Source organism: Shewanella pealeana ATCC 700345 (genome assembly GCF_000018285.1).
Lineage (GTDB): Bacteria > Pseudomonadota > Gammaproteobacteria > Enterobacterales > Shewanellaceae > Shewanella > Shewanella pealeana.
This window is the reverse complement of record NC_009901.1, coordinates 2,297,787-2,313,963: the sequence shown is the minus strand read 5'-3', so window position 1 is coordinate 2,313,963 and position 16,177 is coordinate 2,297,787. Positions and strand designations below refer to the sequence as shown.

The window sequence follows — 16,177 nt, the reverse complement described above, 5'->3', positions numbered from 1 at the left end:
AAATGTTTCTGTGTTACAGCTAGCCCCGTTAATTGACATCCCATTTGATCGTAGACATTGTTGCTGGTTTTGCGGCGAACCCAGCGATCAGCAATGGAGTTATCTAAAGGAAACCTATACTCCTCATCCTTCTTTAACAGTGCCTTGCTGCAAAGAATGTTTAAAACTGGCTAAACAACATAAGCTTACTTCAATTTGGGACTGTAAGATGGCAGTCAAAGACGAGCTAATGCGGATCTACGAAAAGCATTTAGCAATCGGTGTTAATTGGACCAAGCAAGAATTAGAAGAGTCTGAATTTGAAGACAAGGTATTTGGTGGCTTTAAAAAGAGTGGCTGGATGATGTATGAGATTGCCCGCGATCGAGTTAATTATAGCGGCTGGCCTTTGAGTCTTAATGGTGTTGTTATTGATGACTATGGCTACGACGCTTCATTTAGCTTTGATGGTGTTAATTACCGTTCGGTCAGCCAAGCAATAGCATTCTATGCTAAGCAATTCACCTTAGATAAACGTTTTCTAGAAGATGTTATTGCCATCGTCGGTAAGGATAGATTTGGCTTTGCCATTCGTATCGCACAGATTAATATTGCCGCAGTGCCAGAGCTAAAAAAGCAGGTCCTAAACGAGCTAAGAGAAGAACACCAAGATTAAGTCAACTCAGTGCTCTTGTTGTTAAGCCTCTTATTTATAAAGATGCTTATTAAGAGAGGGGCTAACTGGTTAGCGTTTCTCTTAATTTATCTTGCACCACTTCGACTAGTAAATCTGGCTGAAATTTAGAGATAAAACGATCACAACCTACCTTTTCAACCATAGCGTTATTGAAGCTGCCGCTTAATGAAGTGTTTAAGGTAATAAACAGATCTGACATACGTTTATCGCTACGTATCTCATGTGTAAGCTTATACCCGTCCATCTCAGGCATCTCAGCATCGGTGATCAGCATTAAAATGTGATCGGTTATCACTTTACCTTCATCACACCATCGCTTGAGCTGATTCAATGCCATAAGCCCATCGGTGGCTTCTACGACCTCTAATCCTAGCTGCTCAAGGGTTTCACGCACTTGGCGTCTAGCGGTCGCCGAATCATCGACAATTAACACCTTACGTCCAAGCATCAAAGGTAAGAGCCGCTCGTCTAGCACCCCATCTGACAACCTAATATCGTAATGTATGATCTCGGCGAGCACTTTTTCCACATCGATAATTGATACCAACTCCTGTTTATCTTGGTATTCGATGCGAGTAATTGCGGTTAGGTAATTATCCCGGCCCACCGTTTTTGGTGGAGGCATAATATCGCCCCAGGTTAAGTTAACGATATGCTCCACTTTATCGACTAAGAAACCTTGTACTGAACGGTTATATTCAGTCACAATCAGGTTACTCTCTGGTTGAATGACTGACGGTCTAAACCCTATCGCCTTACGTAGATCGATAACAGGTATGGAGCTTCCTCGTAAATTAGCCACCCCGATGATACTACTGTGGCTACCTGGCATTGCGCTTAATGCCGGAACCTTGACCACTTCTTTGACCTTAAAAACATTAATCGCAAAAAGCTGAGTGGCGCTAATCCTAAACAGTAATAGCTCAAGTCGGTTTTCACCAACGAGCTTGGTACGTTGATCAACGCTTTCCAACATTTGAGCCATGTGAGTTCCTTTAATATTTTATTAATTCCCTAGATTATAGTGATTTATCACGTTAAATCATTAATCTATGCCACAAATTAGCTTTTTAGCTAAGCTTGTGTTGCAGCAACTGGTACCACGGGAACGATACGTGAGCCATGCTTACTCACCACATTCATAATGCCAAAATGTAACTCTTCCGATACCAACTGAAACTCTGCAAAATCTGTTGTGCCAATATAGGCAAACACATTAAGTTGTAAGCCATATAAACCAAAACCCTTAAAAGTTACTCTGAGAGGGCTTTCCTCGACCTTATCGTGCTGCTCTAGCAAGCAGCGTATGTCATCGATGATATGGTGAATTTGCTCAGTACTGGTCTGGTAATCGAGGCGAATATCTGTTTTCAAACGGATCTTTTCTCGCTCAGAAATATTTTCAATATCCATCTCTGATAGCCTCGCATTTGGCACATTGATTACCGAACGGTCGATGGTTCTAATACGGGTACAACGAAGCCCTATCTCCTCCACAGTGCCAGTTATACTGCCAAAGCGACCAATATTACCCACCTTAATCGGAGCCGATGAATAGAGAGTGATGGTACCAATAAAATTTTCTATCGACTGTTTTGAAGCCAAAGCGACCGCTATACCACCAATGCCTAATCCCGCGAGGATAGTTGAGGCATCAAAGCCTAAATGTTCTAGCCAAATGAGTACCGCTAAAGCCACCAGCATCACTCGGGTAAAGTTAGCAAGCGGCCTTAATAAAGATGCGCTCTGGCTATTACCACGCTTGATCCAACGCAAACGTAAGCTATTTTGGATCACATCGGTTAGTTACACCTTCTTTACTTAGTTACTAACCCCATCTATATTTATGTGCAATTATGTTACTTCATGATTAAAAATGAAGACTAAATCTCGTGTGGTTTATATATGGCAGGACACTATCTATGATCTCTATTATTCAAACAAAGCTTAACTTAGGCTCACTGCCATCGTTTGATGGGGAGTTACTGGATATTGCAGGCGAGTATCAGATCCGAAATATTAACCACCAACGCCACCATGAGGTCGATAAATTCCCATTACTATTCAGTGATACACGATTAAAAGATTGTTTAGAAATAAACCTGTTCCTTGAGTATCGTTACAAAGGCAAGTTTCTTCGCCCCTCTAGAGGAGGTCATAAGAACCTCTTAGGAGGTGTAACGGTAAAAACAATTAAAAGCATTGCCAACTCGCTTAAAGTTTTTCTGGTGTGGCTAGAGGCCGCAGGATTAGAGTGGAAAGACCTATATGCTGTCTCAGCATCAGAGAAAGCAAAAGAGTGGTTACTGCCTTATCGCTTTCGCACCCACTTGATTGACCGAATCAAGAATAATGAGCTATCGCTCGATACCGCAAATTTGTACATATCTCATGTTAGACAATTGTATGAATGGGCTTGGCGAACACGTCGAATTGAAAAACTGCCATTTAAATATACCGACAAGGTGATTAGGAAAAAACGCTCTAACTCAGAGTTTGATTTGATATTCGCATCCTTTAGTTATGACAGAGGGATGGTAGTTCAAACTAATGACTTAACTATTCCTAAAAAGCATCGACAAAAGAAAATGGTGTTGAACGATGGACTTTCCCCGTATAGCCAAAAAGAGTTAAAGGATTTCTACTCTACAAACCACATGCAATCAGAGTCCCGCAGACTATGGGCAGATTTAGCGTTGTTGTGTGGGTTACGAGCTTTTGAAGTGGTACTTTTAAAGGAGTCTGAAATTGTTGATACAGCCTTGGACGATACCAAAGTTTACAGCGTTGATGTACTTGGCAAGTTTAATAAGCATAGACAGATACTTGTACCACGTTCTTTGATGTCGAGACTCTGGAACTACAGGAACTCACCAGAAAGACTAAAGCGCTCTGCCAAATGGGGGGCAAACCAGAATGCAGAAATAGACAAACCTCTTTTCATTAACCGTTCTGGCAATATCCTAAATGAAGGGTCGATCACTAATATTACGTCCAACGCTGCGAAAGAATTACTCACCAGTAAAATTGAGTTTTATAGGTCGTTTCATGATCTGCGCTCAACTTTTGCTACCTCATTAGCGCGTTTTTTGTTGGAGAAAGATTTACCCCTTGGATTCATCCAATACAGGCTTATGACTTTATTGGGTCACTCTAAGTTTTCGACTACTGAGAAATACATCGATCTGGCACGAACCATTACTTATGACAAGCGCATGAAATCTTGGGTTGAGGATGTGTTTGGAGGTTTAGAGCAAGAGTTAAGCGTTGAAGTAACTGAGCTAGAGATAGGAGTTCGATAGATGTATCTTGCATTTAGTAATCCAAACCTCAACATCCGACTCGATAGGATATTAGTCCACAGCGAACAACTAGCTAATGATATTGAGTTTTGTCACAAGCGTTATATGGCTAACAAAGCCAAATGGAACAAGACAGAGGTGACTATTGCATTACAGATTCGCTACATCTGCTCTAAATTTGAAAAACTAATAGACATACTTAACCCTGAATCATTAAAGGCATTGCTAGAACAAGGATTATCGGCTCTTAAAAGCAATACCGTGTGGGATCTCCTTGAGTATGCAGCCCTAAGAACAGGCAAAGGGATTAAGAACGCATTTATAACACTGGTTAGGCTGTTCAATGACGATATTGACTTGAAGCCGCCAAGTAGAATAGACCTAAAGGGATACGTGACCGATTTAGCGAAACTTTATGGTGCTTCCGATCTTCTTTTTAACCAATACCGCGACTTTATGTTTCACGTATTGGATACCGACAGACCGCAAAAACAGCTAAGGGACATCAAGGCTAGTACTCACGCCACCCTTACCCAACTGATGAAAAAGGACAGCTATCGAGAACTGTTAGCAAAATATGGCTTAGGCGCATTTGTGAACAACACTGACATTCTGGCTGATGCAGCTAAAGTGGATAGTTACAATTCCATTCACTTTCAGCTTATGTTGTCGCACTACGACTGTGAAACATTTATACAAAAGTCGGTAGTCGCGAAAGACAAGTATGAGGTTAGTTTTACTGAGTTATACCGCACCTCTCAATCTCTGTTTAACGATATTGAACAGTATTCAAAAATTATTGGTCACTCCATAAGTTCACACCTTAAACCAGCAAGTGTCCGTGACAAGCTTTTTGGATTCAAAAGAGCGTTACCGATTATACAGGCAGAGCTCTCTGATAGTTTAAACTCGGCAATGCTAGCTGAAGGATTGAAGGCGTTATTAAATAGCGATGAAACACTTAAGCGCCTTCATGACTCCCCCAATTTACCAAGTTGGATGTTTCTCTTAATACATGAAATCTGCACCTGTATTTACCCTGATAACACTCCTGAGCTAAATTCGTTTCGAGATAACTTGTTTTCATTTCCTAACATAGATAACAATCGTGAACTACTGTCTGACTTTTCAACCATTAAAGCCATTTCTGATACTCTTTACACAGACTTAGCCAATTTTCTTGAGTTATGCAAGGTAGATATCGACCTGAGGGATTACTCTATGGTCACAGTTTATCACAACTACCAACAACTAAAATCGCTCCTGAATAAGTACAGCGGAACACTGAACCACCAACACCTAGGTATCCTTAGACAACATGGTATTAATGGGTTTGGTATAGATGGAGGACTTACTCAAAATCACCTCTTAGCTGAACTACAATCAAGCGTGAACAACGCTTCATTCAATAGGACAACTGCCAGAATATATAGAAGCAGCTTGTCATGGTTCTTGCGGGAGTTTGACATTCCGTTTAACAATATTTACCCAATCAAGAATACTAAAACCGTCAAACATAAACAGCGCCTTAATACTGATGACTTCTACACAGAGCTACAGTGTCGAGAGTTGGCCTTTTATATTGAAAAACTATTACGCGATGGCAGTACAAGCCTATATCACAGGATCTTACTTACCTTTGGTAAGGTAATACTGAAAACTGGATGGAACATTAGTCCGTTACTTAAGTTAGAATGTGACGACATTGCTGAGGTTGTATCTCCAATCACCAATAAAACCGAATATGCCGTTGTTCTTCAAAAAGCCAGAGCTGGCTATAGAAGCGACACATATACCTTTGACAAATCAGAGTTAAAATCAGATACCCTGAAAAGTGCAATATCAGATTTGTTAATTATTCGCGATGAACTCACCACTGAGCTTAGGGCACAAACAAAGTTCAGTAATTACCTGTTTATCTACCCGCGCAATGATGAAGTGTTAAAACTTGAATACTCAACAGTAAAACACCTGAGCAGCATACTAAAGAAAGCAGGATGCAGTGTTCCATTTGTGGCTAAAAAAATCCGCAAAGGTGGTGTGAATCATATCTATCGAAAAGTTAATAAAAGCATCAAGAAGTACACCGATACGGTCAAACATTCTTTTGATGTGTTTGAGTCTAACTATTTGCGGATCAACCCTGAACAATCTCGCTACTCTCTCAACCAAGCAACTAAAATAATGTCTGACTACTTTGCTGGCAAGGAAGTATCATCTGACATTCACATCATTACAGACATGAGCGCTAATCAGCATCAAATAGTTCCTACCGGTACTTGTGCAGCGAAAGGTCAAAACGAAGAAGCAGAACGCTACGCTAGAGAGCATCGAAAACTACATCAAATTAATGAAGACAGTAATCAGAAAATGTGTGCAGATTTTCTTAGCTGCGTTTGGTGTAAGTATTTCCGTGTTGTCGTGGATGCCGAGCATGTATGGAAGCTACTCAGTTATAAGAACTACATATTACAAGATATGGAAATGTCAGTTATTGACTTTGACAATACCGACAATCAGATCACCAATATCAATATTCTAAAACAACGCGTAGATGACATTATTGAGAACCTACGAGAGAGAAACTGTAAAGCAGTAGAGGATGGTTTTGCGCTCTTTAAGCAACATGGCATTCATCCAGACTGGGAATTCGCCACCCCATCCTTTTCGATTGTTAATGGAGAGTCTTAATGTCCGATCTCAATAAAATAATCTCAACCATCATAAATGTCAGCAACGATATCGTGGTAAAGGAATTATCTACCAGTGATATTAACGAACTATCTCGGCTTGTATTGTGGGACAAAACACCAGACGAAAAGCCGATGACATTTGGTGGAAACTACTTTAGACAGTCAACCAAGGAGAAAGGACTTGTAATTGATACAAGCTCACTAATGTTCGACTACGAACTTAAGACAATGATGATTGCAGCATTACACCTTGGAACAGTAAAAGGCGGCACACCGTATAAATGGAAGACAGTTGTCAGTCGGGTTCGCACATTAAAATCTTTTTGCTCTTTCTTGCAGACAAAAGGTTACAAGTCTTTTAGAGAGTTAAACAAGTCACCAGAGTTGAAACTTCGGAATTTAATCACGGACTTTTTGAACGCTCCTAAATCAAAAGGTGGTATGGAGCAGGGGAAGCACACCTCAGCTGCTAAGACCGTCCGTGAGGGATTAACCTTTCTGTATACATATGGTTTGGTAAATAGCTCACTACTGGCTCCATTGGTCGATGAACTCACCATTTCTAAAATCACGAAACATGAAGAACAACACCGTTTAAAGCATTCCATCATTCCAACAGGGGTGATGAAGTCAGTGATTGAGTCATCAACCGACTACATAAACAACGTTAAGTCCAACATTGGCTTATTCATAGAACCACATACAAAAGCCAACAAAAGAATTGAAGGAAATAATTGCAGCAATCCTGGCAGTATCATTGCGGCGTCCTGCCGTAATTTTGATAATGAACTAGGTTTAGGCTACAACTTAGTACGAGACCTAAACCTCCATGTCTACACATTGGTATTAGCGTTTACTGGTATGCGTGATAACGAAGTCTATGCGCTAAAAAACAACAGCCACTCGCAACGAGTAGAAACTGGCGAAACCGTATTCACCATCAAAAGTCAACTATCAAAAACTACCGAGGGAACGATTGAGCTGGATTGGGTTGCAAATGAAATCGTGTTTGAAGCGGTAGACTTACTGAGTAAGGTTAACGAGATTTACAGGGAGCGCGCTAGATTGATGCTTGAGCACCATATGCACAAGATGCCTAAAGGTCATTTAGACCGATATGAAAAAGGACTTAAAGACAACCGGTTGTTTGGCATACAACACACTAAAAATACCGCCAGATTTGTGCAGGCTTCCAGAGCGTCGGACGCTAACAGTGGTATCTCTATGAGCAAACATTCATTTCAGGTGACAGCTATTGACATCGAGCAGCTTGAAAAAATGAACTGCAACTACCAATCAGTTAGCCAGCTGAGTGGCAAACGAGGCTTAAAATATAAAGTTGGTGATTTATTTAACTTAACATCGCATCAATTTAGACATACTTTTGCTTGGTTTATTATCGCCAACCGATTAGGTGATTTAGATGACATTAAATACCAGTTTAAGCACCTTAACTCTGTAATGACGTTTGTTTATTCTGAGCGTGGTTATGAATCCCTTAGTGAGCTTAGAACGTGCATTGAATACTTTGAGGAGCTAACCAACAAACAGGCCATTGAAGACATTGTAGAGTCTGCCAAACAAAAACAGGTAGCAGGAGGAGGTGGTGATAGGCTTTCCAAGTTCCTTGCTAAGTTAAACGTTAATCAATCACAGGTCATTTATACAACGGCCCAACAACCACATTTCAATAGCACTCAGGAGTTAATTGATTTTGCCACTCGCCACAGTGATAGTGTGAGAGGTTTGCCGCATGGCTATTGCACTAAAGGCGCAGGGTGTAAAATAAAGAATGCGTCTGATCCCTCACATTGTTTGTATTGTGATACATACTATGCCACCCCCAAACACTTGCCCTATTGGAAAGCGATTAAGTATAGCTGTGAGCAAAAGATAGCGCGTATTAATACCTTACCTGACACTTCGCGCTACCAGTCCTTCTTAACAGGCTTAGAAGACAACCTTAACGCTGCTAATGAAATCATAAATAACCTTACTTCCACCACACCAATTAACGAGCAAACAACCGTAGAGAGCTAATATGGACACCAGAGAGCAATTATTATCTTGTGTAAGAGAGTTTGAACAAAACAGTGAATCGATCACCATAAGCAAAGTTGCTCACAAATGTGGTTTATCGCATTCGCTCATTTACAACCGTCACCCTGACATCAAGGAGATGATCAACAACCTCAAGAAAAAACAAAAAGAACAAGCGTTAGTTGATCAGCAAAAAGACCAAACAAAGAAGCTACTTAAACGAAACGAAAACCTTGAGCGCAAGCTTGCTGAAGCAAAGGGGAAGGACGATAAGGAAACTATAGCCATGCTAATGGCACACATACATGAGCTTTACTCTATGTATGACTCTTTATTGGAGGAGCGTAACGCTTTTGCTCAACGTATTCTTGAATTGGAAAGCTAATTAACTGCTAATTTAAGAAATAAAGCACGATGTTTTACAAGTATCACTGCCAACATCTCTGTTAGTGTTGGCTAACAATATAGTCTGAACGAACCCAATAAAGTTTGATTGCTTTTGAGCAGTGTCAGAAGGTATGGGACAGACAAGCTAAAACATTTATGCCCCAAAGTGAGTTAGCCTTTGAATGAAGGGTGATTACATTTTTTTTGGATGAGTGATACCAACTTGAGTGTTTGAACTTGTAGTTTCATAGCTATCAATCACCTGCAGCGGACGCATGTGCAGACACTTTCGCGACACGCAGTACTTCTCAATAACGGAAAGGTCCTTGGAAGCTCGGTCATGACGAATAGCATCCCAGCTAAAAAGCTAGTTCGACATCCTGCCTCTAGTTCGAAAGCTTGATAACTTCGTTATCTCTCACCTTGTCATGGACGGTCACGGCCGTATCTACACAGGGTAATTGGTGCACTCATTTAGGTTGGTGTTGCTTGATGTCTAACTTGAGCCAAAAAAGGGCTTTTTTAGCTGTCATGGGAAGTTACTCTTAAACAGTTTCTTTACACAGTATTATCTGCTTTGCTCGTTTTTCTAGGGAAATGTTGTGTGAATTATACTCATCTATACTTGAGGGAGGAAGGTTTGTGCTATAATATCAATGTCTTATGCTGTTTTGATTTAAATAACAGGTTTAATAAGCGCATGCGCACTATACAAATGTTAACACTCAAGAGGGAGTTATGAGTAAATTTTTAAATTCGGTTGCCTTGTTACCTATGCTCGGTTTTATTTTTACTATGATTTATATTCTTATTGCAAAGGAAGAAGTTTATACAAATCATCACTGGTTTGTTGTAGCCTTAATGTCACTCCAAGCTTCCGCTGAGCGTCTTAAAAATGTAAATTCTGTAAGCATAATGATTTTTGTTTCTAGTATTCTTGCAAACATATTATTGCTTATAGCATCTGGATTTGATTTAAAAATAACTCCTACCACTTTTGTACTGTTTTTAGGTTATTTAAGTGTTGGCTTTCTAATTGTAATGGGTAATTGGGCTATGAATTGGTACAAGCAATTGAGTGCTAACAAGGCCTTAAAGTCGGATTAATAACAGTTGGCTCGGTTTCGCTTCACATTTTAGCCAACAATTACTCACCGCATAACGCAGAGTTATGTTTCAAAGGGAGTTCAGTGAAACTTTTTATATTTTTTCTCCTCATCTTATCGCAAACGACAGCATTTGCTGCCACCGATAGAGGGATATCTATTTCGATGTATCAGCTCATAACCTTTCCCGAGGAGTTTGATTCAAATTTGGTGAGCTTAACAGGAGTAATAGTGGTTACCGATGCAGGGTATCCTCAGCCTGGTTATAGAGTGTACCTCTTCCCTAATAATTATTCAGCAGAGCATTTCATTGTGTCTGAGGCGATAGAATTAACGGTGAGTTTTTCTGAGGACATACAACAAGATTTTCATGTTAAGTGGAATCACAAAACAGTGAGACTATACGGTGAATTTTACCGTAAGACCTATAGCTTTTCACCTAATCCTGCAGGTGCTCTAAGTTCCGTGTATGCGTTGCAGGAAGTAAAACCGTTTAAATTCAGTAAGTAGCAGGAACATAACAAGACCAAGCAAACCGACAACTACTCCACGGTTGTGTGCGGCATTACCGCATACTTGATTGCCATACTTTCCCTAATACCAATTATTACTTCCAGAACTTTAACTCTAACAAACTTTTGTCCATTTTCGAGTCAGCGCTGACTCACTTATGCCCCAAACTTTGATAAAACCACCTGAGCAAGCTTTTACAGTCCCAGAGCAATTGTAGCGATTCAGATTGAGGTTTCCAATCTCAGTTCGTCAAAAAAATATTTAACTCAGATTGGTACTTTGGGTTCGGGATCTATTAGCTTTGCACAGCACCAGTTAACAAGACCGGAGAATAGTATGATGGGTGAATTTATAGACCTTAATGCATTTGAGTATTTGGAGGGGCAGTTAAAGGAGGCCGCTGAGGGAAAAAGGCACCGTTCTGACTATGCGGTAATTAAGAGGCTTATAGAACGGTATTCAGAGCTTGAGCTACATGTAAAGCTGATGTCCAAAGCCCTAACAATTCCTCAAATGAATCGTTTCATTGGCCTTGTAATCGACGCCGTGGCATTCGGAAATGAGAGTGAAGTAGGGGAAGTAAGAGCAGTCCCCAAAGAGTTGAAAGCGATTAATGACAAAATTTACAAGCTTGCATTTGAACTAGCTGAACAACTGGATAAGAGAACTCAACTACATGAAAGTACTTCATTTACAAGCAATACTCACTATGCTCTATTCAAACTTATAGAAGATGCTGGACAATCAAATTACATGTTTGAGAGTTATTTAAAAGAACCGTTGAGAAATACTGTTGGCCCGTATGGCTTAAGGTATTACCCATCCATTAGTCAAATAGTTACTCAACTTGGGATTGATGCTCAAAATTCTTCAATTGAGACTAGTTCAGAACTAGATCTGATTCTCACAAGAACTGAGCGCTCATCTAGTGCAGATCAAATCAGGGCAATATTAAGAACTGTGCAGTTTTCTAAAGAAAATGATGGAGACTATTGCAACTTTAAAATACCTGATGATTTTGAATTATCGAACCAAGCCATTGCTGCTTTTGCGAATGTCGCTTTTGATATTCCATTTGATAAGCTAGTCGATGATCTACAAGTAAGAAATGCAAAGCGGAAATATAAACGGCTTTGTAAAGAAGATTAACCCGAAAGCTTAGGGGCTAAATGTACTATACATTTGGTCATCCGCGATACTGCTAAATCAGTATAATTCCTAACTCAGAAATGCTATATAGCCGTGGCCAGTTTTAGCTGGCCATTACACTGATTCTTATTTGTATATGCACCATAAATAAGTATTAAAATGGAGAATCAAAAGTCGAAATGACCTTCTCCCTAAACCTGCCTAGTAGCAGCATTGATGGGTTCATTGAACTGATTAAGTGAGCATCATTAATTGCCTGACTTGGTAATGAATTAATCTGTTTCCTACCTATAGCATCACCCATACTAAGTGTAAAACAACTTGGCAGGCTCGGAGGTTCATTAGTTATTTTACAATTATTCGATATTGTTAACTTCATACTTCCTCTAGGTTTCTTCTCTCTAATTACAGTTGAGCCTTCTGGTAGTTCAATCGCTATTCGATATGCAAAATCGGTTAGTTTGGGCTCTGCAAAAGTGAAGAGCCAAGCTTGTTGATCATGTGCTTTAGTTGTTCGTAAAATACGACCTAGTATTTGCCGAAAATATAATTCGGTTTTTACTCTACTTAAATGGCAGCAAACCTGTAACCTCGGAATATCAGTACCTTCGCTAATCATTCCTACACTAACAATCCATTGTGTATCATCATGCCGAAACTTGTTAATTGTATCCGACGGGGCAATTTCTTGATAAGTTACGATTGTTGCTGTTTGTTTGAATGTATTTTTGAGGATTTCTAAGATAAAGCACGCATGTTCGATTGAAGATGCGACCACTAAACCAGCTGCATCGGGGTTCAATTGCCTAATGCTACCTAGCTTATCAATTGCTAAGCTCAAAACATGATGAATAGCTAAATCATTTTTGATGACTAATTGATACGGAATTGATGAACCTTTAAAAAGCTCATTAAAACTGCTGAAAGTTTGGATTTCATTATACTGATTTTTAACTGAAAGCTCTTCGTTATCAATTAATACTATTTTAGGATTCCGACAAACACCATCTCTCACAGCTTCTTTTAAGCCGTAAACATAATCACACTGAATTTCGTTATCAGGGTCTAGATATCGAGATAAAACAATGGGGGCTTGATCAGAGCGCCAAGGCGTCCCAGTCAATGCCAAGGTGTATTGTGCTTGATCTTGTATATTTAGTAAGATCTCCTCTCCCCAAGCATTCGCATCCTCAAGAGTACTGCCAGAACAATGATGGATCTCATCAAAGATCACCAATACCCGATTCCTTTTTAGTAGCTGCCAAAAGTCTTCTTTAAAAGATAGCATTCCTTGATATGTGTAAGAACAACCTACTGCACCTATTACTCCATCAAAGCGACACTCTAATCGATGTGAGAATGTTTTCTGAATGCCTTTCGAGATATTTACAGAAGGCGAAAAGCATAATACAAAATCAATAAGATCTTGTTCGAATAACTCAGCTGCAACCTCTGCTGCCATAATCGTCTTTCCAGCCCCTGGAGTTGCTAAGCAGAGAAAGTGTCTTTGGTTGGCATTAAAATGCTCTAGAGCGCGATTGACGCACTCTAATTGCCATTGTCTTAATTGCATTTGAGTTACTTCTGTTGGTGCGAGAGTACCGATTTAATCGCTTTAATTTGACCAAGTAACTTCGAGCTACTTTCTCTAGCTAGCATGTACTGCGACTCAAGGTGTTCCTTCATCTCTGGGAAAGATTTGTATAGCCGCATATATTCTTCAGACTCTCCAATGCTAGTAAGTAGATCGACTTCTGTTTGTTTAAGGCGCTCTTGAAGTTGTTGAATAACTGCGAGTTCAGTCTTATCTAGTAATTTTTGCGAGGGCTTACTAGTCTCAATGGAGTCATTTATGACGAAGTTGATTTGATCAAATAACTCTGTCTTTTGATAAGTGACCGTTTTCGAGCTCTCCTTATTAACTTTTCGTAAGGCTTTCTTCTTAACGAGTCGACAGACCTGCCTATAAATAAATTTATAGGCTTCACTAACACTTTGGTTGCTACTTAATGCAGACAAAAATCTATCGCGTAACTGCACGACCTGGAAATTATTGAAGCTCTCATCCTGGAGAATAGTATGCAACGTAGCGCATATTTTGATTGAAACTTTTGGCATGACTTTCTCACAAGGTGTTAATCACTAGCTCTAGGGAGTAGAAAAACATTACAAACTAAATGCGGATTATAATCCGTGGCTTTATAAGCCGCAACTTTGGATAGTCTTTATCTTTAACGAGATGAAAAATGAAAGACTTAGCAATCCAATTTGGCTTCAATTTACGAAAAAAACGCAAAGAGTTGGGAATGTCTCAAGATAAATTGGCGCTTTTAGCTGAAATAGATCGCAGTTATGGGGGGAGAATCGAGCGCGGAGAAGTCAATATCACGTTAGAAAAAGCTTATCAGCTCGCTGAGGTATTAGAATGTGACGTCAGAGAGTTACTTCCATAAGCTGATAAGGCCGAAAAGAATCTTCCTATAAAAACCTAAATAACTGTAACTCTTTACAGGTATAATGAACTTGATGAATCAGACAGGTTTATTGATGCTAGAAATCGCAGTAGCTGGAGTATATGCAGATACAGCCTTGAAACGCTGAGATGACATCCTTTTCATCGAAGCCCGCTGCCATATCTACACCGAAAATTGTTGTACGACTTTAGGCAATAGAGGTTTGATATCTAACTTCTATTGCCTCTTTATTAGTTACAGGCAATAAGCTGTTCAGAGTAGTGACGAGCTTATTTACCTACTTATGCTCATCAATAAATAGCAGTCATTTATAGCTTTCGATTCAACCTTAATATCAATACTCACCCTGCAAATTCTTATGCTCGTTTATCCAGCATCACTCTGATATAGTTCTTATAAATCAAAGTCTTTAATTTGGCAGGTCTTAAATGATAGGTTGTTAAATATGCATGCGTGTTTTGCCAAACATACGCGCATGCGCACTAATAAGTTGTTATGAACTCGGAGTGAAAATGCAGTTAGATGAATACATAAAAGAAACCTTAGTGCAGATTGCCAAAGGTGTTAAAGATGCTTCCGAGGAAGTAGAAACTCTTGGCGGTATAGTTAATCCAGCGAGTGTTGATACTGAATATCAAGCATGTAATGGCAGTCATATTAGCTCACAAAAATTTAAGATAAGGCCTGATAAACAAACAATCAAATTCGATATCGCACTACAGGTTAAAGAAAGCTCAGGTGTGGATACTAGCGCTAAGGCGAAGCTAGCTGTCCTTTCAATCGGGGGCGGGGCTAAAAGCCATGATGAATCTCATACAGCTCATCGTGTTCAATTTGAAATACCGGTCGATTTGCCAACAAAGCTCGATGAGTAATATCGCATGAGTTGAATACGTTCATAACAAACCGTTCAAGAGGGATTCGCAATACGTGGAATTTTTACTATGCGTTGTGTTTAGTGTTTAAGGTTGTATGCGGAAGTAGCGGTATTGCGTTACTCATACCCAAAGAGGGCGTTAGTTGCTAAGAGGAAATAATTAAATGTTGTCGAATAAAGTTCTAGACTGGATGAATAAGACAGGCTTTCCGCTAGAAATGAAAACAGCTCTTAGTTTCAGAAAGCATAGTTTTGATGTGTATCAATCTCATTGTTACAAAGATTATGATAGCGACAAAGGCAGAGAAATCGATGTATTGGCAATACATATTGACCAAAATAGCACAGGCATAACCGATGTTTCTTTTGTCATGGAATGTAAAGCTTCTAAAAAACCGTGGGTTGTACTCAAAGGTGAAGTATTGTCAGATAGTTACCACAGACTAAATTCATTTTGTATTGCTTCAGATAAAGGAAGAGAAGCTTTTGTGGACAAATTGATGGATCATGGGTTGGAACATATCCGTGATTATACAGAGACGTCAAAATATGCTGGCTACGATTTTCGGCAAGCGATGGGAGGTGATCATGATCCTGCCTATAGTGCAGCTGTTGGAGTGATAAAAGCATGTTTGGGTTATATCCAAGACCGTACTCACGATTTGCCTGATAGGTTGTGCTACTGTTTTCCAGTTATTGTTGTGGATTCTCCATTGTTTGAATGTTCTCTCAATGACTCAGGTGAGTTGGAACTTCAGGAAGTACAGCGTAGTTGTTTCAATTTTAGTTCTTATCATCCTGAAAGAGTTTCGACCTCAGTAACCGTCATGACTAAAACAGAGCTTGATACTTTCGCTAATGATGCTGAAAAGATCGCAGTTTCAATAAGAAAAGAATTTACAGAACGTGATAAAGAGCTTTTCGACAAGCTTCGTAATCGCACTTAACAAAGCGTTTAAG

Annotated in this window: 15 protein-coding genes; 11 read left to right on the top strand and 4 right to left on the bottom strand. The window is 39.7% G+C overall.

Annotated features, from left to right (window positions below; translation table 11 throughout):
• The first annotated feature begins 10 nt into the window (after positions 1–10).
• Positions 11–655: a hypothetical protein gene (locus tag SPEA_RS09965; protein ID WP_012155144.1), complete on the top strand. Its 645-nt coding sequence runs from the start codon at positions 11–13 to the stop codon at positions 653–655.
• Positions 656–716: 61 nt separating this feature from the next.
• Here SPEA_RS09965 and SPEA_RS09960 read toward each other — a convergent pair whose 3' ends face one another.
• Together SPEA_RS09960 and SPEA_RS09955 are read right to left on the bottom strand one after the other, a co-directional pair.
• Positions 717–1,661, bottom strand: a complete 945-nt coding sequence (locus SPEA_RS09960) for a chemotaxis protein CheV (RefSeq protein WP_012155143.1) — start codon at positions 1,659–1,661, stop codon at positions 717–719.
• Positions 1,662–1,750: 89 nt separating this feature from the next.
• Positions 1,751–2,473, bottom strand: a complete 723-nt coding sequence (locus tag SPEA_RS09955) for a mechanosensitive ion channel family protein (RefSeq protein WP_012155142.1) — start codon at positions 2,471–2,473, stop codon at positions 1,751–1,753.
• A 125-nt stretch (positions 2,474–2,598) separates the two neighbouring features.
• Here SPEA_RS09955 and SPEA_RS09950 point away from each other — a divergent pair, with 125 nt between their 5' ends.
• From SPEA_RS09950 to SPEA_RS09920, 7 genes are all read left to right on the top strand, one after another.
• Positions 2,599–3,978, top strand: coding sequence for a tyrosine-type recombinase/integrase (locus SPEA_RS09950; protein WP_012155141.1), 1,380 nt, complete (start codon positions 2,599–2,601; stop codon positions 3,976–3,978).
• Positions 3,979–6,669: a hypothetical protein gene (locus SPEA_RS09945; RefSeq protein WP_012155140.1), complete on the top strand. Its 2,691-nt coding sequence runs from the start codon at positions 3,979–3,981 to the stop codon at positions 6,667–6,669. It abuts the gene before it with no gap.
• Positions 6,669–8,711, top strand: a complete 2,043-nt coding sequence (locus SPEA_RS09940) for an integrase (RefSeq protein WP_012155139.1) — start codon at positions 6,669–6,671, stop codon at positions 8,709–8,711. Before SPEA_RS09945 ends, SPEA_RS09940 begins: the two co-directional genes overlap by 1 nt.
• A 1-nt stretch (position 8,712) precedes the next feature.
• A complete protein-coding gene (locus SPEA_RS09935) occupies positions 8,713–9,096 on the top strand; it encodes a DUF6262 family protein (RefSeq protein ID WP_012155138.1) in 384 nt (127 codons plus the stop codon).
• A 740-nt stretch (positions 9,097–9,836) separates the two neighbouring features.
• A complete protein-coding gene (locus SPEA_RS09930; RefSeq protein WP_041410916.1) occupies positions 9,837–10,205 on the top strand; it encodes a hypothetical protein in 369 nt (122 codons plus the stop codon).
• Positions 10,206–10,288: 83 nt separating this feature from the next.
• Positions 10,289–10,714, top strand: coding sequence for a hypothetical protein (locus SPEA_RS09925; RefSeq protein WP_041410915.1), 426 nt, complete (start codon positions 10,289–10,291; stop codon positions 10,712–10,714).
• Between the two features lie 339 nt (positions 10,715–11,053).
• Complete coding sequence (locus SPEA_RS09920) at positions 11,054–11,866, top strand: hypothetical protein (RefSeq protein ID WP_012155136.1); 813 nt, start codon at positions 11,054–11,056, stop codon at positions 11,864–11,866.
• Between the two features lie 154 nt (positions 11,867–12,020).
• Here SPEA_RS09920 and SPEA_RS09915 read toward each other — a convergent pair whose 3' ends face one another.
• Both SPEA_RS09915 and SPEA_RS09910 read right to left on the bottom strand, forming a co-directional pair.
• Complete coding sequence (locus tag SPEA_RS09915) at positions 12,021–13,439, bottom strand: DEAD/DEAH box helicase (RefSeq protein ID WP_012155135.1); 1,419 nt, start codon at positions 13,437–13,439, stop codon at positions 12,021–12,023.
• A gap of 5 nt (positions 13,440–13,444) precedes the next feature.
• A complete protein-coding gene (locus tag SPEA_RS09910) occupies positions 13,445–13,984 on the bottom strand; it encodes a VspR family transcription factor (RefSeq protein WP_012155134.1) in 540 nt (179 codons plus the stop codon).
• Between the two features lie 128 nt (positions 13,985–14,112).
• Here SPEA_RS09910 and SPEA_RS09905 point away from each other — a divergent pair, with 128 nt between their 5' ends.
• From SPEA_RS09905 to SPEA_RS09895, 3 genes are all read left to right on the top strand, one after another.
• Entirely contained in the window at positions 14,113–14,319 is a 207-nt protein-coding gene (locus SPEA_RS09905; RefSeq protein WP_012155133.1) for a helix-turn-helix domain-containing protein, read from the top strand.
• 533 nt (positions 14,320–14,852) lie between these two features.
• Positions 14,853–15,215 carry a hypothetical protein gene (locus SPEA_RS09900; protein ID WP_041410914.1) on the top strand — a complete coding sequence of 121 codons (363 nt, stop codon included), beginning with the start codon at positions 14,853–14,855 and terminating at the stop codon, positions 15,213–15,215.
• A gap of 166 nt (positions 15,216–15,381) precedes the next feature.
• The gene (locus SPEA_RS09895; RefSeq protein WP_012155131.1) at positions 15,382–16,164 is read left to right on the top strand and encodes a hypothetical protein; all 783 of its coding nucleotides are present in this window, start codon (positions 15,382–15,384) and stop codon (positions 16,162–16,164) included.
• Positions 16,165–16,177: the final 13 nt, after the last annotated feature.